The 26,713-nt window shown below is 59.8% G+C and carries 23 protein-coding genes and 1 pseudogene; 20 read left to right on the forward strand and 4 right to left on the reverse strand.

Annotated elements, in window-relative coordinates:
• A partial coding sequence (locus tag C7I87_RS36270; protein WP_246696507.1) for a DUF4573 domain-containing protein occupies positions 1-1,527 on the forward strand: 1,527 nt, incomplete at its 5' end.
• Positions 1,528-1,871: 344 nt separating this feature from the next.
• On the opposite strand, the pseudogene C7I87_RS36275 reads toward C7I87_RS36270, so the two are convergent.
• Together C7I87_RS36275 and C7I87_RS32640 are read right to left on the reverse strand one after the other, a co-directional pair.
• Positions 1,872-2,321, reverse strand: a pseudogene (locus C7I87_RS36275) (DUF4347 domain-containing protein); the annotation flags it as partial.
• A gap of 86 nt (positions 2,322-2,407) precedes the next feature.
• On the reverse strand, positions 2,408-2,722 hold the full coding sequence (locus C7I87_RS32640; RefSeq protein WP_149908071.1) for a hypothetical protein: 315 nt from the start codon (positions 2,720-2,722) through the stop codon (positions 2,408-2,410).
• A 74-nt stretch (positions 2,723-2,796) separates the two neighbouring features.
• Between C7I87_RS32640 and C7I87_RS35475 the strand changes: the two genes are divergently transcribed.
• The 6 genes from C7I87_RS35475 (at position 2,797) to C7I87_RS32665 (ending at position 11,127) form a co-directional block, all read left to right on the forward strand.
• Positions 2,797-2,934 (forward strand): hypothetical protein, encoded by a 138-nt coding sequence (locus tag C7I87_RS35475; protein WP_188394088.1) that lies wholly within the window; start codon positions 2,797-2,799, stop codon positions 2,932-2,934.
• A 1,252-nt stretch (positions 2,935-4,186) separates the two neighbouring features.
• The gene (locus C7I87_RS32645) at positions 4,187-6,991 is read left to right on the forward strand and encodes a glycosyltransferase family 25 protein (RefSeq protein ID WP_149908072.1); all 2,805 of its coding nucleotides are present in this window, start codon (positions 4,187-4,189) and stop codon (positions 6,989-6,991) included.
• 33 nt (positions 6,992-7,024) lie between these two features.
• Positions 7,025-7,636: a class I SAM-dependent methyltransferase gene (locus C7I87_RS32650; RefSeq protein ID WP_149908073.1), complete on the forward strand. Its 612-nt coding sequence runs from the start codon at positions 7,025-7,027 to the stop codon at positions 7,634-7,636.
• A 76-nt stretch (positions 7,637-7,712) separates the two neighbouring features.
• Positions 7,713-9,149 (forward strand): methyltransferase domain-containing protein, encoded by a 1,437-nt coding sequence (locus C7I87_RS32655; protein WP_149908074.1) that lies wholly within the window; start codon positions 7,713-7,715, stop codon positions 9,147-9,149.
• A 352-nt stretch (positions 9,150-9,501) separates the two neighbouring features.
• A complete protein-coding gene (locus C7I87_RS36915) occupies positions 9,502-10,083 on the forward strand; it encodes a CatB-related O-acetyltransferase (RefSeq protein WP_149908075.1) in 582 nt (193 codons plus the stop codon).
• Positions 10,084-10,317: 234 nt separating this feature from the next.
• Positions 10,318-11,127, forward strand: coding sequence for a hypothetical protein (locus tag C7I87_RS32665; protein WP_188394089.1), 810 nt, complete (start codon positions 10,318-10,320; stop codon positions 11,125-11,127).
• Positions 11,128-11,194: 67 nt separating this feature from the next.
• Here C7I87_RS32665 and C7I87_RS32670 read toward each other — a convergent pair whose 3' ends face one another.
• On the reverse strand, positions 11,195-12,097 hold the full coding sequence (locus C7I87_RS32670) for a GntR family transcriptional regulator (RefSeq protein ID WP_149908076.1): 903 nt from the start codon (positions 12,095-12,097) through the stop codon (positions 11,195-11,197).
• A gap of 146 nt (positions 12,098-12,243) precedes the next feature.
• Between C7I87_RS32670 and C7I87_RS32675 the strand changes: the two genes are divergently transcribed.
• The 8 genes from C7I87_RS32675 to C7I87_RS32710 all read left to right on the forward strand — a co-directional run bounded on the left by C7I87_RS32675 (position 12,244) and on the right by C7I87_RS32710 (position 20,927).
• Entirely contained in the window at positions 12,244-13,287 is a 1,044-nt protein-coding gene (locus tag C7I87_RS32675; protein ID WP_149908077.1) for an ABC transporter permease, read from the forward strand.
• Positions 13,284-14,072 (forward strand): ATP-binding cassette domain-containing protein, encoded by a 789-nt coding sequence (locus C7I87_RS32680; protein WP_149908078.1) that lies wholly within the window; start codon positions 13,284-13,286, stop codon positions 14,070-14,072. Before C7I87_RS32675 ends, C7I87_RS32680 begins: the two co-directional genes overlap by 4 nt.
• An 87-nt stretch (positions 14,073-14,159) precedes the next feature.
• A complete protein-coding gene (locus tag C7I87_RS32685; RefSeq protein WP_149908079.1) occupies positions 14,160-15,080 on the forward strand; it encodes a sugar ABC transporter substrate-binding protein in 921 nt (306 codons plus the stop codon).
• 153 nt (positions 15,081-15,233) lie between these two features.
• Positions 15,234-16,259, forward strand: coding sequence for a zinc-binding alcohol dehydrogenase family protein (locus tag C7I87_RS32690; protein ID WP_149908080.1), 1,026 nt, complete (start codon positions 15,234-15,236; stop codon positions 16,257-16,259).
• 80 nt (positions 16,260-16,339) lie between these two features.
• Positions 16,340-17,371, forward strand: coding sequence for a sugar ABC transporter substrate-binding protein (locus C7I87_RS32695; RefSeq protein WP_188394090.1), 1,032 nt, complete (start codon positions 16,340-16,342; stop codon positions 17,369-17,371).
• Positions 17,372-17,447: 76 nt separating this feature from the next.
• Entirely contained in the window at positions 17,448-18,470 is a 1,023-nt protein-coding gene (locus C7I87_RS32700; RefSeq protein WP_188394091.1) for an ABC transporter permease, read from the forward strand.
• 1 nt (position 18,471) lies between these two features.
• The gene (locus C7I87_RS32705; RefSeq protein WP_188394092.1) at positions 18,472-19,986 is read left to right on the forward strand and encodes a sugar ABC transporter ATP-binding protein; all 1,515 of its coding nucleotides are present in this window, start codon (positions 18,472-18,474) and stop codon (positions 19,984-19,986) included.
• Complete coding sequence (locus C7I87_RS32710) at positions 19,983-20,927, forward strand: ABC transporter permease (protein WP_149908084.1); 945 nt, start codon at positions 19,983-19,985, stop codon at positions 20,925-20,927. The genes C7I87_RS32705 and C7I87_RS32710 overlap by 4 nt, the downstream gene beginning before the upstream one ends.
• An 80-nt stretch (positions 20,928-21,007) precedes the next feature.
• On the opposite strand, the gene C7I87_RS32715 is transcribed toward C7I87_RS32710, so the two are convergent.
• Positions 21,008-21,610, reverse strand: a complete 603-nt coding sequence (locus C7I87_RS32715) for a TetR/AcrR family transcriptional regulator (protein WP_188394093.1) — start codon at positions 21,608-21,610, stop codon at positions 21,008-21,010.
• A 194-nt stretch (positions 21,611-21,804) separates the two neighbouring features.
• Here C7I87_RS32715 and C7I87_RS32720 point away from each other — a divergent pair, with 194 nt between their 5' ends.
• From C7I87_RS32720 to C7I87_RS32740, 5 genes are all read left to right on the forward strand, one after another.
• Complete coding sequence (locus C7I87_RS32720; protein WP_149908086.1) at positions 21,805-23,253, forward strand: APC family permease; 1,449 nt, start codon at positions 21,805-21,807, stop codon at positions 23,251-23,253.
• A gap of 42 nt (positions 23,254-23,295) precedes the next feature.
• Positions 23,296-24,651: a flavin-containing monooxygenase gene (locus C7I87_RS32725; RefSeq protein WP_149908087.1), complete on the forward strand. Its 1,356-nt coding sequence runs from the start codon at positions 23,296-23,298 to the stop codon at positions 24,649-24,651.
• Positions 24,648-25,505: an SDR family NAD(P)-dependent oxidoreductase gene (locus C7I87_RS32730; protein WP_188394094.1), complete on the forward strand. Its 858-nt coding sequence runs from the start codon at positions 24,648-24,650 to the stop codon at positions 25,503-25,505. The genes C7I87_RS32725 and C7I87_RS32730 overlap by 4 nt, the downstream gene beginning before the upstream one ends.
• The gene (locus tag C7I87_RS32735) at positions 25,498-26,361 is read left to right on the forward strand and encodes an SDR family NAD(P)-dependent oxidoreductase (RefSeq protein WP_188394095.1); all 864 of its coding nucleotides are present in this window, start codon (positions 25,498-25,500) and stop codon (positions 26,359-26,361) included. The genes C7I87_RS32730 and C7I87_RS32735 overlap by 8 nt, the downstream gene beginning before the upstream one ends.
• Before the next feature lie 67 nt (positions 26,362-26,428).
• Positions 26,429-26,617 carry a hypothetical protein gene (locus C7I87_RS32740; protein WP_149908090.1) on the forward strand — a complete coding sequence of 63 codons (189 nt, stop codon included), beginning with the start codon at positions 26,429-26,431 and terminating at the stop codon, positions 26,615-26,617.
• Positions 26,618-26,713 lie beyond the last annotated feature (96 nt).

Below are 26,713 nucleotides of genomic sequence, written 5' to 3' on the forward strand. Positions count from 1 at the left end.
GAGCCAGTCGCTCCGGTCGAGCCGGTTGCTCCGGTAGAGCCGGTGGCACCGGTCGAACCCGTTGCCCCGGTCGAACCCGTTGCCCCGGTCGAGCCAGTCGCACCGGTAGAGCCGGTTGCACCCGTTGAGCCGGTCGCACCAGTCGAGCCAGTCGCACCGGTCGAACCCGTTGCCCCGGTCGAACCCGTTGCCCCGGTCGAACCAGTGGCACCAGTCGAGCCGGTCGCTCCGGTCGAGCCGGTCGCTCCGGTCGAGCCAGTGGCGCCTGTCGAACCCGTTGCCCCGGTCGAGCCGGTCGCTCCGGTCGAACCAGTTGCACCTGTCGAACCAGTTGCACCTGTCGAGCCGGTTGCTCCGGTAGAGCCAGTCGCTCCAGTCGAGCCAGTCGCACCGGTCGAACCCGTTGCACCGGTCGAACCAGTGGCACCAGTCGAGCCGGTCGCTCCGGTAGAGCCGGTTGCACCAGTCGAGCCGGTTGCCCCGGTCGAACCCGTTGCCCCGGTCGAGCCAGTCGCACCGGTAGAGCCGGTCGCTCCGGTCGAGCCGGTCGCTCCGGTCGAGCCAGTCGCGCCGGTGGCCCCGGTCGAGCCGGTCGAGCCAGTGGCGCCGGTCCCACCTGTCGAGCCGGTTGCCCCGGTCGAGCCAGTGGCACCGGTCGAGCCTGTGGCCCCGGTATCGCCAGTCGAGCCTGTGGCACCGGTCGAGCCCGTCGCACCGGTAGAACCGGTATCACCCGTGGCGCCAGTCGAGCCGGTTGCTCCGGTCGAACCCGTGGCTCCGGTATCGCCGGTCGCCCCGGTCGAGCCGGTTGCACCGGTCGCGCCTGTGGCCCCGGTTCCGCCGGTCGCACCTGTACTGCCGGTCGCACCGGTGGCGCCAGACGCGCCTGTCGCGCCGCTAGCACCTGTCGCTCCAGTTCCGCCCGTAGCGCCTGTTGCACCTGTGGCGCCGGTACTGCCGGTCGCGCCGCTAGCACCCGTGGCGCCGGTTGCGCCAGACGCACCCGTGGAGCCAGTTGCTCCTGTCGAGCCTGTGGCCCCGGTTCCGCCGGTCGCACCTGTACTGCCGGTCGCACCGGTGGCGCCAGACGCGCCCGTCGCGCCGCTAGCACCTGTCGCTCCAGTTCCGCCCGTGGCGCCGGTCGCTCCGGTTGCGCCCGTTGCTCCAGTCGAGCCGGTAGCACCAGTCGGGCCGCTTGCGCCAGACGCACCTGTCGCGCCGCTAGCACCGGTAGCGCCTGTCGCTCCAGTTCCGCCCGTAGCGCCTGTGGCGCCGGTACTGCCGGTCGAGCCGCTAGCACCCGTGGCGCCGGTCGCTCCGGTTGCGCCAGTCGAGCCGGTAGCACCAGTCGCGCCAGTCGAGCCGGTAGCACCAGTCGCGCCAGTCGAGCCGGTAGCACCAGTCGCACCTGTTGCTCCCGTGGAACCGGCGCCCGTGGCGCCCGTGGGGCCCGTGGGCCCGGTCGGACCCGCTGCACCTGCGCTCGTGATGGCAAGACTACCGCCAGCAAACGTATCGCCATTATGACCGTTGTTTCCAGCATCCGTTGAAAACGTATAATTACTACCGCCGCTAGGCGTTAGCGTCCCGTATAGATTAAACCCGCTCTCGTATATCTGGTACGTGTGAGTTGTGTCGGGAATTGTGATTGTTACGGCGAAATTGAAAGCAATGCTATTAGTTGAGGAAGGAAGAACAAAGCTTCCGACGACAGTTGCCGGGCTTGTGGTTGTATCTACAAGATAGAACGTATTGATACTTTTAGAGTTTCCGCTTGCTATCGCGCCGGTCAGTGTCAGATCACCCGCCGTAAGCACACCGGCGTAACTAGCCAGCCCATGCGAGGTCAGCGGCGGCAGGGGCGGGGACGCGCTCGCGCGTGCTGAAAGTTCCCAGGCGCCGCCCAGGGCGGCCCTGCCAACCAACGATCTCGATGCGCGGACATCCGCGCCGACGGCCTCTTCCAGCGCCGCCACGAAGACCTCGCCAGCATGCCCTGACGCCGTTTCGCAGCTCCACAGCCGCAGTTCGCCGTTTGCGGCAAGGGCCCTGCCGATTGCGGCGAAATCGTCCGCTGCTGCGTCCAGTGTCCGGACCGACCATTCTCCCGTGGCGAAGTTGACACGGCCCGGAGCGCCATGGGCCATGACGTGGATCGCCTCGAGCCCTTCGTGCGACGCAAGCGCGGCAGCGATCTGCCGCGCCGCCGGGCGGCGGCCATCGAGCACGACAGCCAGGACTTCGGGCCTAAGGTTGCCGATAACAGTCTCGAGGTCGGAGATCGAAGGGTCGACAAAGAGAATTTCAGAGGCACGGGCCATGACTGGCTCCTGTTGGCTTGAATTCAATCAACGGAAAGCACGCTCCGGCTTGGCCGGGGCGTGGTAAGGACAAGAAGGTTAGGCGGTCATCTTCCGGACGGCCCGACGGCACCGTCGGGACGTTCCACGGCGGGGGTCTCTACCCGCAGGAAGCTGGCGGCCTGGAAATTCCCACCATCGTCGAAGGCGCCAATCGCAAATGAGCCGGCAGTGCTTGGCACCTTGACGGTGAGAGCGACGGCGAGGCTTCGCTTGACGGCTTTGGGAAGGACGATCTGGCCGACGATCGCGCTCTTGGCGGTGTCCAGGATAAAATAAGTCACATTTTCGGTCGTCTCGCCGATCGGCAAAACGCCCCTAACGGTGACTTCCATAACCGCAAACCCTGCTGCGTAGCTCATAATACTCTCCCTGGTCAGCGACGAATGCGCCGCGGCGTTTTCTGTCCTCACCCTCAATTTGCAGCCGCCGCCGAATGCCTGCGCCTGACGATCTCGTCGGCGGGCTCGAGCAGGCGGATAGTCTCTGTCGGGTTGGCGGCGTCGTGGCATCGGCCGGCGCCACATTGGTGGTCGTGGGGCGGATCATCGAAGCGTGGACGACCCCGCCGTGAGCTGCCTGCAACTGCCATGAAGGGAGGGCCGCCGATATCCAAAGCATCGGTTGCAGCGTCTGGCCGATCGTTTCCAGCGCTTGTCTGCAAATGGATTTGAGCCGTTCGAAACGGGGTGCTGCCCCACGGCACCGCCGGTCGGCAGGCAATGTCATCCCACCCACTACGCAATCCCTCCAGGCTACGCCGAAGGCTCGGCGTCAGCTCGTCAGGAAACTCCGGGATTGGAAGTCCGTCGTCCTTCGAATGAATGAAGGGGAGCCACAAGTGATCTGCGACAATCGAAGTTACCACCGCCGGGCCTGCGCCGCGTTCGCGGACGTCGGATATCGCGGAATCGGCGAAAAGCAGTTCGCAGACGCCATCGGCCGTTGACCGCGAATGGCTTTGCGGCGAGCCGAGCCGAGGCTCTGCTCCATACGCAGGTGACAAGACTCGATTCAATACCCACTCCCGTCAACGATGACGCCGATGTCTCGGCGACAACTCGTGAGGGAATTCCAGAACTAAGCCGTCTGCCTTCCGCCGAAGGACAGGTTGACGTCGCCAACATCAGGCACGCCCTGCTGCGCGCCCTCTCCTCATACGCGATTTGGCTTTACTGCCAGAACCCCCGGCGCATTCCTCACAACGTTGGTAGACCTCGCGGCTGACCAGGCCATGAGACTTGCGACCATCCAATACGTTATATTAGTAGTTCAAAAATTAGTGATTTGTAAACTATGAATGGAGGAAATGGGCAATGGACGATAAAGCTGGCGACAGCCCGTCGAAGTTTCGTGCCGTTGCAGATTCCGAGAACCTGGACGCAAAGGCTTGGTTTCGATTCCGGCCGATCCTCAGATGCACTCGACCAAGGACCGCCTTGCGCGACGGCGTCACACCTTTGCAAGGAGGCAACGTGTCGACCGTTGCGGCGGCCTGGCGCTTGCTAGCAATTGTGATGAGGTATCGCTGTTTGAACGGGGTTGCAGCGCACAACATCCGCAATCGCGCCCGCATGGTCCGTGCTGCCGCTGGACGAACGGCTCGGGGTTAACCATGATGGATAAGGTTAAGCAAGGTTTCCCGGGAACGACCCCGCAGAAACCGATAGAACGAATGATCCGATATTTGGGAATAGAGATTATGCTGGCGCACCAAGGCAGTCCCATCCCGAAGGCAAGGCAAAGCAGCACTTGAAACAGAGAGCCGACGATTCACAGATGACAAACGTCAAGCGCCTCTGCCTCAACATGATCGAGGGATTTGCATGAGCACCATCGGCCTATGCATGATCGTCAAGAACGAGGCGAAGGTCATTCTGCAATGCCTCGCTAGCGTGCTCCCCCTTGTAGATTATGTGCTCGTCGTCGACACAGGTTCCGAGGATGGTACGCAAGAAATTATCCGCAGCTTCCTCGCCGCTCACAATGTCAAGGGCGTAGTCATCGACGAGCCGTGGCGGGACTTCGCATACAACCGTACATTCGCCCTTGATCGGTTGCGTGAAGTCGAGACGGTCGACTATGCAATGATCATCGATGCGGACGATGTCCTAATCTTGGACCCCAGCTTCGATCCGAACACTTTCAAGTCGCAGATGGAACACGATCTATATGACGTCGAGGTGTCTCACGGCGGCATTTCGTTTTATCGCCCGCAGATGTGTCGCAACCGACTGCCCTTCTCCTTCAAGGGTGTGCTGCACGAATATCTCGAGGCTCCTACCGGGCCCATTACTCGTCAGACTGCCAAGGGTTTCAAGATAGCGACGGGGCGTGGCGGAGCGCGCAGTCAAAATCCACGGAAATACCAGGACGATGCGGCAGTTTTGGAGAATGTCCTCCGAACCGAAACCGATCCGTTCCTGATTTCGCGGTACACATTTTATTTGGCGCAGAGCTATAGAGACTGCGGTGAACGTGAAAAAGCGCTGGAGCACTATCTGAAGCGTGCCGACCAAGGATTTTGGAACGAGGAGGTCTATGTAAGCCTGCTGGAGGCGGGTAACCTGATGGCGACCCTGGACAGGCCATTCGAAGACATCATCGGCATATATGAGCGTGCAACCCAGACTGTACCTTCCCGAGCGGAGGCTCTGCATGCGGCGAGCCTTTACTGCCGCAAGCAGGGCCGAAACGCAGAGGGCCGTGAGCATGCGCGTCGCGGCTTGAGTCTCGATGTGCCTGCGGGCCTTTTCGTTCAGCCCTGGGTCTACGACTATGGGCTTCTCGATGAGTTTTCAATCAACGCCTACTGGTCAGGCGCATACCGGGAATCACTCGATGCCTGCCTGAAATTACTGGCCAGCGACAAGTTGCCACCAGACATGCTGAAGCGAGTGGTGGCCAACGCGCGCTTTGCCGCCGACAAGCTGCAGGTCAGCGAGCCACCGAATTTAGGAAAGCTTGGCGCCGAGGGCTTGGTTGAGCAGCACAAGCTCATCCCGCAGCGTTCGTTGCGATCGCGCATGAAGGGCACGCCTCGCGTGCTGGTAACGATCCTGGCAAAGCAGAAAGAGCCGGCACTCCCCCTTTACCTCGAGTGCATCGAGGCGCTCGACTACCCGAAGGGGTCGATCGTCCTTTACATCAGGACAAACAACAACACCGACAGGACCGAGCACATACTCCGCGAATGGGTGGAGCGTGTACGCCACCTCTACGCGGCGGTTGAGTTCGATGCCTCGGACGTGGCTGATCGGGTCGAGCAGTTTCGCGAACACGAATGGAACGAGACGCGCTTCAAGGTACTCGGCCGAATTCGCAACATCAGCCTGGGGAAGACCCTTGAGCACAATTGCGACTTCTATTTCGTCGCCGACGTCGACAATTTCGTGCGACCGGCCACGCTACGGGAGCTTGTCGCGCTCGACCTGCCGATCGTCGCGCCGCTGCTACGCTCCATCTCGCCCGGCCAATATTATTCGAACTACCACGCAGAGGTCGATGCCAAGGGCTATTACATGCAATGCGACCAATATGGGTGGGTGCTCAACCGGCATGTGCGCGGCGTCATCGAGATGCCGCTCGTGCACTGCACCTATCTCGTGCGCGCCGACGTGCTAACGGAACTGACATATGATGACGGTACGTCAAGGTATGAGTATGTCATCTTTGCCGACAGCGCCAGGAAGGCCCGCATCGTCCAGTACATGGACAACCGGCAGGTCTACGGCTACATCACCTTCGGCGACGGCCAATACCATGTGAGTGACGGGATCGAGCGCGCCCGAACGCTGTTGCACGGTGCGGGCGATACCTCCGTATCCACTGGCGTCACGCTCCCGGGCTTCCTACCGATGCCGGATCGACCTGTCGAGCCGAAGGATTCGCCGAAAATACACCTGATAAACCTCGACCGCAGCGTCGAGCGCTGGAGCAGCTATCAAAGCAACAACTGGCATCTGATGCACAATACGGTTCGCGTATCGGCCGTTGACGGCACTTCTCTCGACAGGGGGGCGCTCATCAAGGAAGGGCTGATTACCAGTGATTGTCCGTACCCCCCGGGCACGCTGGGATGCGCTCTATCGCATATCAACTTGTGGAAGCTGTCGGCTTCAGAGAACAAGGCGATAACCATTTTTGAAGACGATGTTCGATCATCGTTTCGATTCATGGAGGAATCCGCCGATATTTTATCTCAAGCGCCCGCGGATTGGGACTTGATACAGTGGGGGTATATATTCGACCCATTGTTTCTCTGGTTAGATTTCGGGTTCTCCAAAGCAAAACTGGAATTTTACGACTGTCGGCATAAGAATAAACCTGCCCTGTTTCAAGCAGAGAGATTCTCGCGCTCGCTCGTCAGGGTAGAGCACTCATTTGGAATCCAGGCCTACACAGTCACGCCAAGAGGCGCACGAATACTTCTGGAAAAATGTCTGCCGCTACGAAGCAGACAGGTCCCATTTCCTGGAACTGCCGTCATCCTCGATGACACGGGTATCGATTGCGCGATGTGCGCGGCGTATGGCTCAATGCAAGCTTTCCTTTGCATGCCACCACTCGTCATTCACGATAATGAACCGCCGTCAGACCGGACCGACGCAGATCACAGAGAGCCGAGCTAGTTTGTCCTTTGGAAGCACAATAGGTCGCATTCGATGACGCAAAGCACGCCCGATGATTCCCGCGAAGCCTTCGCGCGCATTTATCAAGGCAACGAGTGGGGCTCCGCGGAATCGCGCTCCGGACTCGGCTCAGCGTACGCGACGACGCATCGCGTGCGAACCGTATTGCCGATGCTTTTGCGCGCATTGGACGTAAAGTCCATGCTCGATGCGCCCTGCGGCGACTTCAACTGGATGCGCTTCGTCGACGTGGCCAAAACGCATTACATCGGTTGCGATATCGTTCCGGAAGTCATTGAAACGAACCGGATGCGGTACGCGAATCGCGAATTCTGCGTACTCGATCTGGCTGCCGATCCACTGCCGAACGTCGACCTTATTTTTTCACGCGACTGTCTGCAGCATCTGACCGAGCCCGATATCTGGCGTGTGCTGCGCAACTTCAAGAAAAGCGGCGCGCGCTGGCTGTTCACCTCAAGCCATTCGACCTCGGCACAGGACATCGCGGCGGAACCGGGCGGATTCGGATTTCTCAACTTACAGCAAGCGCCATTCTCGTTGCCGCTGCCACTCCTGATCATGCCAGAGGAACACTACGCGTCGAAGGCGATGTGTCTGTGGGACATGGCGCAAATCGGTGCGTGAGGAACCATGCCATTACCGGTTCAAACGCTCGCGAAGGCAACATAACAGGTAAGATACCAGTCTCGGGGAGAACGGCGTGAATATCGCAGGTCACATCACACTTCTCGTTCATCCAGGGATGATGAAGGTGCTCGCAAGCTTGATTCAGATGCTGGCGGGTGGTTTGCGTGAGATTTCCATCGAAACTGACATCGTCCACGAGTTGCCGCAGGGATTCAACGGGCGGGCAATCGTACTAGGTGCTAACCTTTACGGGGAGGCTGGTTTAGCCAAATTGCCAACTAATTCTGTCATATTTAACGTTGAAAATCATGCATCCGAATGGATCTCTAACGAATACGAAAATCTTCTACGAAGATTTACTGTTTGGGATTTCAATCAAAGCAATACCAGAATCATGTCCGATAGAATAGGTCGGCCAGTGCATTACCTAAAAATGTTCTATGTGAGCGATCTTTCACGGATAAATTATCAGAATCCGGACATAGACGTTCTATTCTATGGTTCCTTTAATGATAGGCGATCTAAAATAATTGACGAAATGCGTGCGCGCGGGCTGCGCGTCGAAGCAGTCTATAACATATTCGGCGATCAACTTGACCGATTAATCGCGCGATCGAAAGTGGTGCTGAATTTGCACTTCTATGATAGTGGTCAGCTTGAGATCATTCGCATTTCCGACTTGCTGGCGAATAAGCGCGCTGTAGTAAGCGAAGTAAACCCCGGCGAACTGGTGGACGACGATTTGGCCAACGCGTTTGTTCCAGCCCCTTACGAGAACCTTGTCGATGCGACTGAGGCGCTAGTTAACGACCCAGATCGACGCGATAAAGTAGCAGCAGCAGGCTTCGAGGCATTTAGTCAACGCAGCGCCAAGAAAATACTTTCTGAAGCGCTGGCCCGGGTTGATTTGCCACGTCTTCCAGGCGATTTAGTGATCGGCAGTGGCAAGATGTACAATCCGAACCAGTTGAATATCGACATTAGCAGGCAATGGAATCCTGATATTGTTGCCGACATTTCGGATCGTGAGCTATTTAATTCCGAATTTATATCAGAGAGATTTGGTACTGTTCACCTAAAGTCGGAGTTGTTTGCGAGCGTTACGGCCTCGCATGTACTTGAACACGTCGATGATCTCGTCCACGCCATGGAAAATTGCTTAAAGTTATTGGCATACGGTGGTATTTTTCACATAACCGTTCCGTATGATCTGTCATACGGCGCTTGGCAAGATCCCACGCATGTGCACGCATTTAATGAGCGGAGCTGGCTCTACTATTGCGAATGGCATTGGTATCTTGGATGGACAGAAGCTAGATTCGATTTGATTGAGCAGACCTTTCGCTATAGCTCGTTGGGGCATGAGCTGGCAGCACGAGGCGTTTCACATGACGAGATTTTGCGTTGCCCGCGGGCGGTAGACGAGATGCATGTGGTGCTGCGCAAGCGGTCACTAACTGAGGCTGAGCGTGCCTATGGGCGCCAAATGCGGGGCGATATCCGCGCGTAGGTTACGGTAGAGCCCACGATTGGGGCGGTCGTTCAAAGATGCATGCTGCCAAACGGCTATTCGAGGCGACGGAATTGCATAACATTTATGAGGGATTTTTTTCTGGACGATGACATTGAAGTTCTATTTGATCCCGAATGATTTTTTCAAATTTTGCGAAGAATATTCACTGGATGTCGCGCAACCGTCTCTGACCTCTGACAGTTCTTGTGTCATCCCGCTTGCGCGTCATCATCCTGGTCTAATACTACGGACGACAAACTGGGTCGAGGTGATGGCTTACAACTACCGGATATTGCCGCAAGGCAAAGTCTCGGGAAGAAGGCCCTCTCTGCGTTAAGGTCGAAAAAAGATGCCTCAGGTCATTCCAATCTTCACTCGAGATGCGTTGGAGGGCCGAGGTTTTGACATTGGAGAATTTAGCTATGGAGCTCCCATCGTCCGATGGTGGGGTGAAAAAGCATCGTTAAAGATCGGAAGATTTTGTTCTATCGCAGACGGCGTTGAAATATTTCTTGGAGGGAACCACCGCTCGGATTGGATAACAACTTATCCTTTTTCCGCCATCGCCCACTGGCCCGAGGCCGAAAATATATCCGGACACCCATCGACCAGGGGCGATGTCATTATCGGAAACGACGTTTGGATCGCGAGCCATGCAATGATCCATTCTGGTGTAAGGATCGGAGACGGAGCGGTCATAGGGGCAGGAAGCGTCGTCCGGCGTGATGTTCCGCCATACGGAATCGTTGTGGGAAATCCGGCAGAGACTGTGAGATTGCGTTTTTCCGAGAGGGAGGTCGCAACTCTACTCAAGATTCGCTGGTGGGATTGGGAGGAAAGACAAATCCGTGACACCCTCCCCCTTCTCCTATCAGGAAATATTTCGCTGTTCTTCGATGCCTGCGGCATTCCAAATGAGCACGGTTCTTAAGCTGCTGCGCTAGCAAGTCCGCGATTCATCACTTGCCCCTTTTGCAGGTTCAGCCTAAGCGTTGTTCCATGGTTGTGGGATTGCGGTACTGCCCTGCGACAGGCGCCAATTGTTCGGACAAGGGGGCACCAACTGACGAACAGGCGAAAGTTTGGCATGCTTGCTGCCGTCTCATTGGCGACTAGCGTGGCACCAGCTACGCTGTGGAGCCGCTCGCGGAAAGCCTACGCAGCCATGTCACCCAAATCTCCCTCGGCCACCCCACTGCGAACACTCCTCACCGCCCCCATCGAACTCGCCGGCGATTGGGGCCACATGCTCCCGCGCTCGGCCGAGCAGGTCGTCGAGCGCATGCGGCATGCCTGCCTGGATGGCGTGCGCCTGCTCTCAGACCGCCAGCCCAGCCGCCTGCGTGTCGACGAGCACACTTCCGGCACGCCGGCTATCTGGCTGCATCCGGACGGCGGCAATATGGCGTGGATCATCGTCGACATCGGTGAGCGTGATTGGTCGAAGCTCGCCTACCAGTTCGGCCACGAGCTCGGCCATGTCCTTTGCAACAGCTGGCAGCCGGACGCCAAGCCGGCCCCCCCCTGCCAATGGCTCGAGGAAGCCATGGTGGAGGCCCACTCGCTGCGCGGGCTCGGGCGCTTGGCGAAAAGCTGGAAGGAGGCCCCGCCCTTCGCCGGCGACAACGCCTTCGGCGATGCCATCGCCCGGTACCGCCAGGACATCATCGACCGCTACGCGGCGCTCGCCGAAAGCCAAGGGCTCATTCGCAACGCCGCCGCGTGGTTCACCGATCATCGCGGAGAGATCGAAATGCCCGCCCTCAATCCGTTCGCCCAGGCGATGTCGGTGACTGTCCTAGCCGAATACGACCGCGCGCCCGATTGCGTCGAGGCGCTGGGTGCACTCAATCGTTGGCCCGGCCGCACCGGTGTCCCGATCGATGAGTATCTGAAGCGATGGGAGGCGAGTTGTGCGGAACTGCAAGCCTCGCCCCGACTGCCGCTGCGTCTGCGCGAGCTGTTGCTGCGATAGCTTTGCGCGACTTGCCACCCTGAAGCGGAGATACGGCCGAAACGGCCTCCGGAAATCCCAGCGCGGTTCAAGACGGGTCTTCAAATCCTATCAGTGACTGAATCAGCGTCTGCCTAGCTGATGCAAGATGGGCTCGGCAGACCGATTCAATCCGGCTTTGGTCCCTGCTGAACAAAGCATCGATATACGCAATGTGTTCAGTCAACGCAGCTAGATTGCGTTGCTTCTCATCCCTTTTGTTCCACTGATAGTGGTAGTGAAAAATGAAGGTGATGATATCATAGAAATCGTCGATAAAGCGGTTAGGGGAAGCCTCGTTTATGAGTCGATGAAACCGGTTATCAAGCCTGGAAAAATCGTGGAATCGGCTTTCGATATCATCGCGCAGTTCGTCATGTGCCGTCTTGAGGGCTTCGAGGTTCGCCCATAGCGGTGATGAGTCCGGCAGTTGGGCAAACAGGCGCGCCGACCTTAGTTCGAACATCATCCTTATCTCGAACAATTCCAGCGCGAAAGCTTCGGTGAAGCCTTTGAAATGCCACCCGGAATTCGGCCGCTTCTCGATCAGTCCGAAGCGGCTGAATCGGATCAGGAATTCGCGAATGCCATTGGTTGCGACACCGAACTGCCGGGCCAGTTCAAGTTCATTGATGAATGTGCCTGGCTTGGTGTCGCCGCGCAGCATCCACTCCATGAAATGCTGCTCGACATGCTGGTTGCGTGGGGTCGTCTCCGCGTCCGGAAAATAGTCCTTCCGGTCGATCGACCTTCCGATCGTTCGAACTCCCTCTTCTTCAGCAATAATCGAGCGCTCAGCCAGTTCTTTCAGCACTTTTCTTATGGTCGTCCGGCTGACGCCCATCCTGCCTCTGAGCTCGTTTTCGGAGGGCAGGCGCGCTTCCAAGTGGCTCTCGGCGAGCAAGTCGAGCATCCGGTTGAATGCTTTCTTGTAGACCGTATCCGTCTTCATCGGACTGCCCTCCGCATACCATGTCCTTTTTGCCCTACTTTTTATCCATAAAAAACAACTTGACGCAACGCCATAAGTCTTGATTTTTATCGATAAAGGAATGCCGATCAAAACGTTGACACCGGCACGCGCCCGGCGGGGGGAAGATGTTGCCTGAAGCTGTAAATCAGTCTGGCATCAAGGCCGATCATCCGACTTCGGCGTCGCAAGGAACCGGGCTGGCGCTAGGGTTGAAGGTGCTGAGCGTCGGTCCGATTTTAGTGCTGGCCCTGCTCATTGCCCTGTTGAGCTTCCTGTCGCCCTATTTCCTTACGCAGCGAAACATCGGCAACATTCTGGCACAGACGGCGGTGATCTCGGTCGTGGCGATGGGCCAGCATCTGGTCATCCTCACGCGGGGTATCGACCTGTCGGTTGGTTCCAACCTTGCCCTGGCTTCGGTAGTCGGTGCGTTGACGTTCCACGCCGGGGGCTCGGCGGCTGCCGTGATTTTCGTCATGATCGTTTCGGGCGCCGCGGTCGGTGCCATCAACGGCGGCTTCTTCGTTTTCGGGCGGCTGCCACATCCTTTCATCATCACGCTTGCCACATTGAGTATCGCCAAGGGGCTTGCCCTTCAGCTCGCGGATGGCCGCGCCATTCCCGGCATGCCGCCGGCAATAAGTGCCCTGGGTACGGACGCCATCGGTGGTCTGCCGGGTTCAGTCTTTGTGGTGCTTGGCGTGCTGGCGCTGCTGCTCGTGATGACCCGAACCATGGTCTGGGGCCGCTGGATCTATGCAGTCGGCGGCAGGCCTGATGCCGCGTTGCGCATGGGCATTCCCGTGTCCTGGGTACTGGTCTCGACCTACGTGGTCTCAGGCACTTGCGCCGGCATCGGCGCGGTCCTTCTGGCCGGACGCACCGATGCCGGTTCGCCCCTGTTCGGCAATCTTCTCGAGCTCGATACGATCGCGGCGGTCATCATCGGAGGCGCCAGCTTTCTCGGCGGCCGCGGCCACCTTGGCAACGCACTGATCGGCGCCATCATGATCGGCGTCATCCGCAACGCGCTGAACCTGCTCAACGTCAACATCTTCTTCCAGCTCATCGCCATTGGCGTGGTCATTGTCATCGCCGTCGAGAGCGACGTTCTTCGCAACTATCTCGAAGGACGCGTGCGTGTCATGCAGGCGGGGAAACCGGCATGAACGCCGTTTTCGCCAGCCGAACCGCCCAGGCCGACGAAGCGAGCCCGCCGGTGCTTAGCGTGCGGGGCGCAAGCAAGCGGTTCGGTTCGGTGCTGGCGCTTGCCGGCATCGACATTTCCGTAAGCCGTGGCGAAATCCTCGGTCTGCTTGGCGACAACGGCGCCGGCAAGTCCACGCTGATCAAGTGCATCAGTGGCGTGCATCGCTTCGATTCGGGCTCGATCATCATCGACGGGGCCATAACGACGATACGTTCCCCCGGGGAGGCGCGTTTCGCCGGCATCGAGACGGTCTACCAGGATCTCGCGCTGTTCGACAATCTTACGCCAGCGCAGAATTTCTTCGCCGGCCGTGAAATTTCCGGCCCGCAGTGGCTGCCGCGCGGATTGCGTTTCCTCAAGCAACGGCGGATGGACGCCGAAACCGAGGCGCTTCTGGGCAATCTCAAGGTGACGCTGCCGAAGCTCGACGCGGTCGTGGCGATGATGTCGGGCGGTCAGCGGCAGGCCATAGCGGTCGCGCGCTCCACCGTCTTTGCCCGCAAGGTTGTCATCCTGGACGAGCCTACCGCGGCGCTCGGCCTGCGCGAATCCCGGCAGGTGCTCGATCTCGTGGCGACGCTGCGCGACCAAGGCAACGCCGTGATCCTGATCACGCACAACATGGAGCACGTCATCGAACTGGCCGACCGCGCCGTGGTGCTGCGCCAGGGCCGCAAGGTAGGCGAACTCGTGCCAACGAAAGACAACAAACAAGAACTGGTCTCGATGATCGTCGGAGCCTGAAAGCAGTTTTGCGGGCTGCCTCGGCAGCGCGCAAACGAATGGAGGCCTTCCGCCGGAAGACGCTCCAGAACCAAGGGAGGAACGAGAATGCGACTTCAACTGAGACTGCTAGGAGGGCTTGCGATCGCCGTCGCACTCGCCCTGCCGGCCCACGCGGCCGACAAGGTAAAAATCGGCTTGATCACGAAATTTCCAGTGCCGTTCTACTCGACCATGGAAGAGGCCGCCAAGAAATACGCGGCCGCCCATCCGGAGATCGAACTGGTGACCGGACAGGGGCAAGCGGCGACGGACATCGAGGGGCAGATCGCACTGATCGAGTCGATGATCACGCAAGGCGTCAAGGGGATGGCGATCACACCCGTCGATCCCACTGTTGCTCCGGCGCTGGACAAGGCGGTTGCGGCAGGCATCAAGGTGGTGCTCGTGGACAACAGCATCCCCAACTGGAAGGGTGCCACGGCACTTGTTTCGACGAACAACCTCAACGGCGGCAAGATTGCCGGAGAATACCTGAAAACCGTGCTCAAGAGCGGCGACAAGATCGGCATCCTGCAAGGGGTTCCGGGCGTTCCCGCGCTCGACGATCGTGTCACCGGCATGATGCAGGGCCTTGGCGACCTCAAGGTCGATGTCGTCGGCAAAGGGGCGACCAACTGCACACTCGAACTCGGGACATCCGTCGCGGAAGACATTCTGACAGCCCATCCCGATCTGAAGGCAATCTACTCGGCCTGCGGTCCGCCCATCCCGGGAGCCGTCAAGGCGATCAGCAATGCCGGCATCGCCAACGACAAGATCATCCTGGTTGGATTCGATGCCTGCTGCGGTGAAATCGAAGCCATCAAGTCGGGGGCGGAAGACGCCAGCGTTGCGCAATTCCCGGCAAAGATGGGTGAACTCGGCATCGATACGGTCGCTAAGGCCATTCGCGGCGAAGCAGTCAATGTCAATGTCGATACCGGCGCCGGCCTAGTGACGCTCAAGAACGTCAAGGACTTCGAATAGCGAAGCGGGAGTGCCCGGCGGACGCCAATCCTCCGGGCATCTCCACATTCGTTCTGGCTGGCTCGACAGGTCTTCTCGAGAGGCTGAGCCTTGCGTCGTTGGATCGCGCCGCATCCGCACTGCTCGAAACGCATAAAACAGTGGTTTTTTGCAATGAAATCCGTCGTTTGTCTTGCTCCGGGCGAGCTCGCCCTGGAAGACCGGCCCTGGCCCGATGCGCCGCCGGCCGGCTGGGCTCTTGTTGGCGTCAGCCATGTCGGCATCTGTGGCACCGACTATCATATCTTCGAAGGCAAACATCCCTACCTCGCCTATCCGCGCGTCATGGGTCACGAGATATCGGGAACGGTTCTGGAGATAGGCGAAGGCGCCAGACTGAGAACCGGGCAGACGGTGATCGTCAATCCGTACATTGCCTGTGGCCGATGCGTGGCGTGCAGGCAAGGAAAGCCGAATTGCTGCATCGCCATAGAAGTGCTCGGCGTCCATCGCGACGGTGCAATGTGCGAGCAGTTGCTGGTTCCCGCGGGTAATCTCTACCAGACCAATGGATTGTCGTTAGCCGATGCTGCCGCGGTCGAATTCCTTGCTATCGGCGCCCATGCCGTGCGCCGATCTCAAGCCGGCCTTGGCAAGCGCGCCCTCGTCATCGGCGCCGGCCCGATCGGGCTTGGCACCGCTCTATTCGCCAGGATCGCCGGTCATGAAGTGACAGTGCTCGACGTTAGCCGCGCAAGACTGGATTTCGCCGAGCGACAACTCGGGTTCGCCGTGGTCGACAACCTGCTTGCAACAGCGAGCGCTTCATTGAGCGGGCGTACCGACGGCGAAGGCTTCGACGTCGTTTTCGACGCCACCGGCAATACCGGCTCCGTCCAATCCGCCTTTGCGCATGTTGCGCATGGCGGTGCGCTCGTCATGGTTAGTATCGTCAAGGACGAGATCAGATTTTCGGACCCTGAATTCCACAAGCGCGAGATGATGCTGATCGGCAGCCGTAACGCCACCCGCGCCGATTTCGATCACGTCGCGGCTTCGATCCAAGCTGGTGCCATCCCGTTGGCAAAGTTGGTCACGCACAAAACGACGCTCGAAGAAAGCCCCCGCGACATTGCCCGCTGGGCGCACGAGAAGTCGGGCTTGATCAAAGCGGTCATCCTCGTGGGAGGCACCGCATGAGGAGCCATTTCTGGGATCGAAACGGACGCAGCCACTTGGAAGAAACTGCACAGACAAGACTTAACACCAGGGAGGAAGACATGACTGAAGCTACGACGAAGACAAACGACCAACGACGCAACTTTCTGAAAGGCCTTGCCCTTGGCTCGGCAGCCATCGGCGGTGCCGCCGCCGGTCTTTTTGGCGGCATCGACGTGACGACAGGCTCGGTCGGAGTCCAGCCAGCTCGCGCAGCGACCAATATCAAGATGAGCTTTATCCAGTGGCAGCCGCATACTGTGCCTGCCGCATGGTCGAAGGGCATCGAAGAGGTGTTGAAGACCCAGCAGGTCATCGACTACCAACTGCTCGACGGCCAAAACAAGGTTGAAGTGCAGGTTAGCCTCATTGAAACGCTGATTAACCAGGGCGCCGCCGCCATTTTCCTGCAGCCGATTGATAGCGTTGCGTTGGCGCCGTCCATTGCCAAGGCAAAGCGCGCCGGCATTCCCGTCATCACGCTCAACATCGATGCCACGGAAGCACACGCCGCGCACGTAGAAATGAATCACTATTTCGGCGCCATGGACATCGCCAAGGCACTCGGCGACGCCATGGGCGGCAAGGGAGAGGTGGCGATCCTCAACGCACCTCCGGGTATCATCATCCGCGACCAGCGCACCAACGGCTTTGTGGATGGCTTGAAGCAGCACCATCCAGACATCAAGATCGTCGCTGACCAGGTTGCGGACTGGGACCGCAAGAAAGCGCAGGATGTACTCAACACCATTCTCGTGGCCAATCCCAATCTCGGCGGCGTCTACGGCGTCAATGATTCCATGGCGCTCGGTGCCGTCGACGTGGCAAAAGAAAAGGGCCTTGTCGGCAAGCTCGTCATCTTCGGCAATGACGGCGAAACCGACGCGCTTGAATCCATCGCCGCCGGCGATCTGACGGGCACCCAGTACACGGATGTGTACCAGCAGGGCCGGCTTGCCGCGGCTGCGGCGACAGTGCTCGCCACCGGACTTGTTCCCGCGACAGCGTTCGGCCAGCAGGGACATCTGCTCATGCCCTACGTCATCGCAACCAAGGACACTGTCGGCCAGATTCAGCCCTCCCAGCGCTGGTAATCTCCACTCCAGCGTGTTGGGCCGTGGCCGCAACAGCCACGGCCCACTTTTTACGAATCCCTTGAGGCGAGTGACGATGAGCGTACGGCCAACCACCCTGGCGTTGTTGCTGTTCTTCGGCACAACATTCCTGTTCTTCAGCCTTTTCGCGCCGCGCTTTGCCACCGCCAGCAATATGGAAAACCTGATGTCGGGGTTCTCGTTCCTGGCTATTCTGGCCATCGGCCAATCCTTCCCCATTCTGCTTCGCGGCATCGATCTCTCCATCGGCGCGATCGTCGCGCTGGCGGGAATGGTCGCCTTCGATCTGACGCTGATCTTCCATGTTCCCGGCTATCTGGTGCTGCCGGCCGCTCTTGCCGCCGCCACACTGGCTGGCACACTGAATGGGGCACTGATCGTTTATCTGCGGCTGCAGCCCTTCATCGCCACGCTAGCTACGCTCGCCGTTTATCGTGGCCTGGTCTATTCGATATCGGGCCGGCAACTGGTGCGTGGACTTTCGACAACGCCAATCACCGACCGTTGGATCACCGACCTTGAGACGTACTACGACCTTGGCTCCGCGGTCGGCCTGTCGCGTTTCATCAAGTTCCCATGGTTCCCACTGTCATTCTTCGTCATGCTCGCGCTGCTGGCCGTGTTCCAGAGTGTGCTGATCACGACGAGGTTCGGTCGCGACATTTACGCGGTGGGCGGCAATTTGGAGGCAGCGAGGCTGGCGGGCATCAACACCCGGCGCACGACCATCGCGGCCTACGCAATCTGCGGATTCTGCGCCGGGATAGCGGCATTGATTCTGGTGGCGCGGCTCACCACCTCGACCGAAGCGCTCGGTACCGGCATGGAGCTTACGGCCATCGCCGCTGCCGTCATCGGCGGCGTCAGCCTATCGGGTGGCGTCGGATCGGTGTTCGGGCCCGCCATCGGCGCGTTCCTGCTCGGCGTGATCCTTCTCGGACTGACACTGCTTGGCGTTTCCCAGTTCGTACAGCAGATCCTGACCGGCGCAATCCTGCTCGGCGCCATCGGCTATGACCGATTGCTGGTCGTGCGGCGGCAGCGCCGCACCGCCGTCTTCCTGGCCGAGAGAGCCTGAGATGGTGGAACCGCCCCTGATCCGTGGCATTGGGCTTGGCAAGGTCTATGGGAACCTCGTCGCGCTCGACGACGCCGATCTGAGCGTGCGCGCCGGCGAGGTGCGCGCGCTCATTGGCTCAAACGGCGCAGGGAAATCCACGCTAATCAAGATCCTGACCGGCGCCGTCATGCCGACGGCAGGTAGCGTCGAGATGGCCGGCGAACCGGTGCGCCTCGGCAGTCCGCCTGAGATGATCCGACGCGGCGTGGCCTGCATCTACCAGCACTCGAACCTCGCTCCGGCAATGCCGGTCCTCGACAACATCTTTCTCGGCCGCCAGCCGACCCTGGGCTTCGGGTTTGTCGACCGCAAGCGCCAGCGCCGAGAGGCGCGGGAACTGATGCAACGTTTCGCGATCGACCTTGATCTTGATGCCACCGTCGCAGCCCTGCCTACCGTCAAGCAGAAAGAGGTCGAGATCCTGAAGGCGCTGGCACTCGACGCCAAGGTGATCTTGATGGACGAGCCCACCGGCTGGCTGGCCGCCGCCGATGTCAGGAAGCTGCACGCCAGCATCCGCGCCCTCAAGGCTCGCGGCGTCGGCATCGTCTACATCAGTCACATGCTCGATGAGATTTTCGCCGTCTGCGACACCATGACGGTGATGCGCGATGGCCACGTCATTGCGGAGGTCGATGTGGCCGACATGGACAGACCGCGTCTCGTCGCGCTGATGGTCGGCGACGATCTCGCCAAGAGTTCGGCCGGTGCGTCGCTGGCAAAGCGCATCCCGCGCGGCAACGGGATTGTCCGGCTGCGATGCCGCGGACTGGGCAAGCGCGGCCTCTTCCGAGACATCAGTTTCGATGTCAACGCCGGCGAGATCTTCTGCATTACCGGGCTGATTGGCTCGAAACGCACTGAACTGATCCGATCCCTGTTTGGCGCCGACCGCTTCGACAGTGGCAGCGTCGAGTTCGACGGCAAACCGGCCGTCTTCAGAAACCCTTCGCAGGCGATCGGCGCCAGCATCGGATTTGTGCCCGAGGACCGGCACCGGGACGGCTTGATGCTCGGCCTTTCCGTGGCCGAAAATCTTGTAATGTCGGCGCTGGGCCGCTACCGCCGCTTCGGCCTGCTAGATCGGCGCAAGATGGCCGATGCTTCGCGCCGTTCGGTGTCGAGCCTCGACATCCAGCCGCCCGACGGCGACAAGCAGGTGCGGCTGCTTTCAGGCGGCAACCAGCAAAAGGTACTGATCGGCAAATGGCTAAGCCTTTCGCCCCGCCTCATTATACTGGACGAACCGACAGTGGGTGTCGATGTCGGCGCCAAGGCCGAAATCTATGCCATGCTTCGTGCCGAACGCGATCGCGGCGCCGCGGTTCTCGTCGTCTCTTCCGATATCGAGGAGGTCATGACGATAGCCGACCGCGTCGCCATCATGGTGGCAGGCAAACTCACTGCCGTTCACGATGCCGACAAGGTCACACGCGCTGAGATCATCCGCGATATCGGGGAAAGCGCGGCATGAGGGTCGTTTCCGCTGGAGCGGTCGGGCGCCGCCTGGTTCCCCATGCCTTGCCGCTGGTGATCCTCGTCATCGTCATCGTCTTTTCGATCGCCCAGCCGGCCTTCATCAAGCCGGAGAATCTGATCGGCATCGTGCGCCAGATGACGCTGGTCGGAATCATGGCAGTCTGTACGACTTTCGTCATCATGACCGGCGGCGTCGACCTTTCGGTCGGGCCTGTGCTGGCCACGGCCGGCCTGGTCTCGTTTTTCACCATGCAGGCGGGTATGCCGCTGCCCATTGTCCTTGCCACGGGTCTGGGGCTTGGCTTGGCGATCGGCGTGGTAAACGGAGCGATTGTCGCCTTCCTGCAACTGCCGCCTATCATCGTCACACTGGCCACGCTCAGTATGGTGCGCGGCGCGGCGCTGATCCTCGGCGGTCCGGACCTGCACCTAATTCGCGACGAGCCGGCCTTTACCTTTATCGGCACCGGTACCCTTTTCGGACTGCCGTTCTCCATCATCCTGTTTGTGGCGGTGACTTTGGCGATGATCTTCGTCCAGCGCCGTACGCCGCTCGGCCTTCTTGTCGCGGCAATCGGTGACAATGAACGCGCCGCCTATCTCAGTGGCCATAAGATTGCTGCCACCAAGGTGACAATCTACGGCATTTCCGGCTTGGGTGCTGCTTTGGCCGGCATAGTCCAGTCCTCGCAGGTGCATACCGCCGCCGCGACTTACGGGCCATTCGGGACGGAACTGGACGTTATCGCGGCTGTCGTCCTCGGTGGAACCAGCATCGCGGGCGGCAGTGGCTCGGTCGCTCGCACTGTCGTCGGGCTGCTCTTCCTCGGCGTCGTCAGCAACGGGATGAATATCCTCAACGTCCCGATCGACATTCAATTGATGGCAAAGGGCGCCATCATCGTGGTTGCGCTCGGCCTGGGAGAGCTGAAATGAGCTGCCGTAACAAGGGGCTGACAAAGTCGGGGAGTGTTCCTTGCGTCGCTAATGTTCGCCAGGCCGCGCCATCGATCCGCTTAATCTTCAATCGGCTTCGACAAACTTGCGAATGCAGTGCCATAGCTTGCCAGAGCGGCCTCCGCGGCTTGGTCGTCCCGATCGGTAAGCCATCCCAGTACAAGCCCGTCAAAAGCTGACACGATCATCCGTGCGAGCCGAGGCCGAGGAATCGTCCATTCGATCTTGCGGGCACGCTCGATGTCTCCGAGCGTCGTCTCCATAGTTTCGAAATACGTGCGGTATTGCCACCGGGCAAGGTCCGCCAAATCAGGGTCACGCAAGGCCGTGAGGGTCAGTTCAAAAAGCGGCAACTGACGCTGTGGATGCTGAAGGACTTCCCTCCAGAGCCCGATCAACATCGAGTGCACGAAGTTGGCGCCTTCAGGCAAATCGGCGGAAGGCACGGACGCTTCTGCCAGATCCTTGACGGCGATTGTAATCAGCTCTTCGAGCATCTCCCGTTTCGAATGAAAGCAATAGTGGAAAGCGCCCTGAGGCACTCCAGCTTCCAGACAGATGGCACGGGTCGAACCGGCGCTTACCCCATCACGATAGATCACACGAAAGGCGGCTTCCAGGATCTGCTGTCTGCGCTCCGCCGCGGCAATGCGGGCCATCATGAGATCTCCTTGCTTGGAAGCGATTGGCTGGCCGCGTCTTACGTCCAAAGGCCAACGTTCCGCAACCCGCCGACCGTCGTTTAGGTCGTATGACATGGTCGATTGACTTGGTCAACTGACCATGATTAACATCACCAAGTCAAAGAAATGTATCTTCGCAACTGTCTTCGACAACAAAGGGGAGGATTCCGGTCATGACGCAGCACGTTCAAGGTGGCGCGTTGAGTGGCAATCTGTCGACACTCAAAGTTGTAGCAATGGTGGTGGCAGCCGCGGCGCCACTGGGCGCTGTCCTCGGGATGGTGCCGTTGACATTGTTCCTGGGGGCGGGTGCCTCCACGCCGGTCATGTATGTGTTTGCCGGAATTATCCTGCTGTTGTTCTCGGTCGGCTATGCCGCCATCAGCCAGCATGTCTCGGGCGCCGGCGGCTTTTATGACTACATCGCCCGGGGCCTGGGGCGCACCTCGGCCTCAGGGGCAGGTCTGGTCGCTGTCGTTGCCTACAATGCGATGACGTTGGCGCTGGTGTCCGGGGTCGGCTACTTCGCGTCGCTCAACATGCACGATATGGCGGGAATTGACGTGCCGTGGTGGCTGTTCGCGTTCGTGTCCACGGCTATCATTGCCGTTCTGGGCTATCGCAGCGCCGAACTTGCAGGCTCGATCCTGCGGATCCTGATCGCGCTGGAACTCGGAATCCTGCTTGTCCTTGTGCTGGCGATCATTGCTCAAAAAGGCGCTGCCGCCTTTCCGTTGGTGTCGCTGGACCCCACCGCAATCTTCACGACCGGCTCGGTCGGGTTGGGTCTGATGTTCGCGCTGTCGTCATTCATCGGTTTCGAATCGGCCGCAATCTATGCCGAGGAGACGGCCGACCCTCAGAAGAGCATTCCGCAGGCAACCTATCTGACGGTTATCGTGGTTTCGCTGTTCTTTGCGCTCGTGTCCTGGGTCACCATCGGCGCGTTGGGTATCGACAAGGCAGCGGATGTGGCCAAGGACATGCAGGGCGGCGTCTACTTCATGCTGAGCGATCAGTTCGTCGGCAAAGGCCTCTCCGTCGTGCTCTCGCTCACGGTCGTCACCAGCCTGTTTGCATCGCAGCTTGCGCTTCACAATGCGGCGAGCCGGTACATGTACGCGATCGGCCGGGAGAGGCTGCTGCCGCATTGGCTCGGCCACGCCCACCCAGTCCGCAAGACGCCGAGCCGGGCCAGCCTGGTGCAAACAGCCATTACGGTGGTGGCGATCATCTTCTACGCGGGACTAGGCCTGGACCCCTACCTGCAGATGACCACGTCGATGATCGGCCTAGGCACGCTGGGCATCTTCATTCTTCAGGCCGCAGCTTCGATCGCCATCGTTTCCTATTTCTGGAAGCATGGCGCGGCCGCCAAGTCGATGGTGATCATCGGCCCCGCGATCGCGGCCGTTGCGCTGATCGTCGCCTCCGCGTTGACCATTCAGAATTTCAAGGTCCTGACCGGCGCAACCAGCGACGCAATCTACATCGTGCCCTTCGTGCTTCTAGCGGTTGCGCTGTTCGGCGCCGCCTACGCGCTGTGGCTGCGATCGAACCGACCGACCATCTACGCCGCAATCGGGACATTCTCCGACATCGACGCCATCCCAGAACATTGACGGTTCCATTGAAAGTTACCCAAAGCAACAGTGAGAAAAGCGATGACAGAGTCCAACGTGACTGCGTTTAAATCCACTGCTCCAGACCGCGTGTGCATCATTGGAGCCGGACCTTCGGGTCTGGTCGCCGCCCGCCAACTCCGATATGCGGGCATCCCGTTTGACATTTACGAAAAGCACTCGGCGGTCGGCGGCATCTGGGATCCCGAGAATGAAGGCAGTCCAATCTATCGGACCTGCCATTTTATCAGTTCGCGTTACACCAGCGGCTTCAATGGCTACCCGATGCCCGCTTCCTTTCCGGATTATCCATCGTGGCGCCATATCCTCGGGTACATCAGGGACTTCGCCGCGAAGGAAGGACTGGACAAACTGGTTCAGTTCAACTCTCGCGTCGAGCAGGCCGAACTGCAGCCGGACGGCTCGTGGCTTGTTACGGCGAACGGTCAAGCCAGACACTATCGGGCTCTGATCGCGGCTCCAGGCGTAACCTGGCATCCAAATGTCCCCAAATTAGCCGGTCAGGACAGGTTCACGGGCGAGATCCGCCATTCTTCCACCTATTATGACTCCGCCGAATTCTCCGGAAAGCGTGTGCTGATCGTCGGCGCGGGCAACTCGGGCGTCGATATTGCCTGCGACGCCGCCAACAGTGCGGAGGCGGCGTTCATCAGCTTCCGTCGCGGCTATCGCTTCGTCCCCAAACATATTTTCGGGGTGACGTTGGACGTCTTCTCGAATTATGGCGGAAAGCCGCCGGCCGGATTTGTGCTGCCTGAAGACCTTGACCAGCTCCTGGATGGCATTGTCGGCGATGTGACGAAATTGGGCATCGCCAAGCCGGATCACAAGGCTCTCGAATCGCATCCGATCGTCAACGACCAGATCGTCCACTATTTACGCCATGGCGACATCAAGGCCAAGCCCGACATTGCCCGGCTCGAAGGACGTGACGCCATATTCGTTGACGGCACGCGCGAGGCGATCGACCTGATCGTGCTTGCAACCGGCTACGACTACCGTCTTCCGTTCCTTGATGAAAGCCTGTTCGAGTGGAAGGACAATCACCCCAGTTTGTATCTGAATATCTTCAACCGGAACGTCGACTCCTTGTATGTCGTTGGATTCATTGAATTTGCTGACGCTGCTTACCGGCACTTCGAGGCGATGGCGCAGTTGATCGCCATGGATCTTTCGCTTGCCGGCGCGCAGAAAGAGGAATTCCGTCGGATGAAGCGCGAGCATCGTCCAGACCTGCGAGGGGGCCACAAGTACATCGACACTCCACGCCACGCGACCTATGTCGACATTCACACCTACTGCGACATCCTGGATGAGGTCCGTGCGAAGTTCAGTCAACCGTCTCTCGAAGAACGATACGGAAGGTTCGCAACGTGACCGATCTGTTCTCGGGCGAAGTGATCGTCGTTACGGGTGCGGCGTCGGGGATCGGGGCTGCGACCGCCAGGGCTCTTGCCCGGTCGGGGGCGAAGGTGGTTCTGGCGGATCGGGCCGACTGTGCGGATCTCGCGGAAAGCTTGAGCGGACACGCGGTGCGCGTCGATGTGTCCGATGAGGCCAGCGTCGCGGCGCTCATGCGCGAGGCCGGCTCGATCACGGGGTCGATCCATGGCTTGGTGAACAACGCCGGCGTCACCTGCGAGGTGACCATTGACGCGACCACCGCGGAAGATTTTCAGCGCATGATGGCCGTCAATGCCATGGGGACGCTTTTCGGAATCAAGCATGGAGCGCGCTGGATGCGAGGCACCGGTACCATCGTGAATACGGCGTCACTGGCCGGCATGGTCGGCATTGCCGGCTATGGATCCTATGCGGCGTCAAAGGCCGCGGTCATCTCGCTGACCCAGACTGCCGCGATGGAATACGGCCCGCGTGGCATCCGGGTGAACTGCATCTGCCCAAGTTCGGTCGAGACCCCGATGTTGCACGCGCAGGCCAATGCCGCCGCCGAACGGGCGCTGAGCCGGCTTTCCTCGCCGCTGGGAAAGGTGATGACGGCGGACGAGGTCGCCGCTGTCATCCTGTTCCTGGCCTCGCCCCTCTCACAGGCCATGACTGGCCAGGCGCTCAACGTCGATGGTGGAGGTTCGGCGGGCTGGTCCATGGCCCTTTTGGGCGCCCTGATCGGCGAAGATGAAGTCGTTGACCACAATCCAACCCGTAAACCCGGCGATGCGTCCGTTGTGGCGCAGGCGGGTCGGGATTCGGACCGAGCCAAGCATGAATGACGCGATGATCCCCGCTGACAGGCCGCTGGTCGGCAAGGTTGCCCTGGTCACCGGCGCCGGTCGCCCACACGGTATAGGACGCGGCATCGTGCTGCGTCTGGCCCGGGCCGGGGCCGACATCGTCGTCACAGATGTCGGCCAGAAGCGAACGGACATCTTGATCGAGGGCATCGGTCTGGGCGATTCGATGGCGGACCTCGAAGAAACGGCAAGAATGGCGCGTGACCACGGGGTTGGGGCCACGGCGGTCGCGTGCGACATAACCGATCAACAGCAGATAGACGCCGCGATCGGCGCCGCGGTCGCCTCGCATGGAAGGCTGGACATTCTGGTCAACAACGCCGGCACCGGCATTGGCGTTGCCGCCTTCGAAACCATAGAGGACCGTGCCTGGCGGCTCTCATGGGAGATCAATGTCCTGGGCACCGTCAAGATGTGCCAGGCGGCGATCCCGCACCTGTCCCGGGGAGGACAGGGCACCATCATCAACATTGCCTCGACGCTCGGACTGGCGGCACAACCGGGCTACGGGGCCTACGTTCTTTCGAAACATGCGATTGTCGGTCTCACTCGACTTCTGGCTGCAGAGTTGGGGCCGACGGGCATCCGAGTCAATGCAATCGCGCCGGGCTTCATCCACACTGACATGGGCGCACATGAACTCGAACTCATCGCTCGGTCACGCAGCACCGACGTGGGGACCGCAACGGCCGCCGTGCTTGAGGAGATCCCGCTGCGACGGCTTGGCACTGCGGACGATGTCGCGGAGGCTGTCGCATGGCTCGCGTCTTCAGCAAACTACGTGAGCGGAGTGATCCTGCCCGTACATGGGGGCGTCGTCTCCGGACTCAACTGAGCCACCGCGAACCAGACGCGAAGGACCAGCTTTGACCGTACCGGCGGTGATGCCAAGACGGTCGGCGATGTTGGCGGTCGTCGCGGTCGCTCTTGCCTACACCCCGCTTGCTCCATGGTTCGGGTTCGTTCCGCTGCCTCTGCCTGTGCTGGCCGGGCTGGTTGCGATCACAGTTCTCTACGTTGTCGCTTCCGAGTTCACCAAACGTTGGTTGTATGACAAGGGTAGCCGCCCCATTACCCTGCCGAAGGCTTGAACGAGGTGGCGGCGAGAGCAGCTCGCACCGAGAAACACAGACGCTAATGCATGTCGCCCGGAAGTGCCCTCGGTTCCGGGATAACGACATGCATAA

The organism is Mesorhizobium sp. SARCC-RB16n, from assembly GCF_008520305.1.
In the GTDB taxonomy this organism is placed as follows: domain Bacteria; phylum Pseudomonadota; class Alphaproteobacteria; order Rhizobiales; family Rhizobiaceae; genus Mesorhizobium.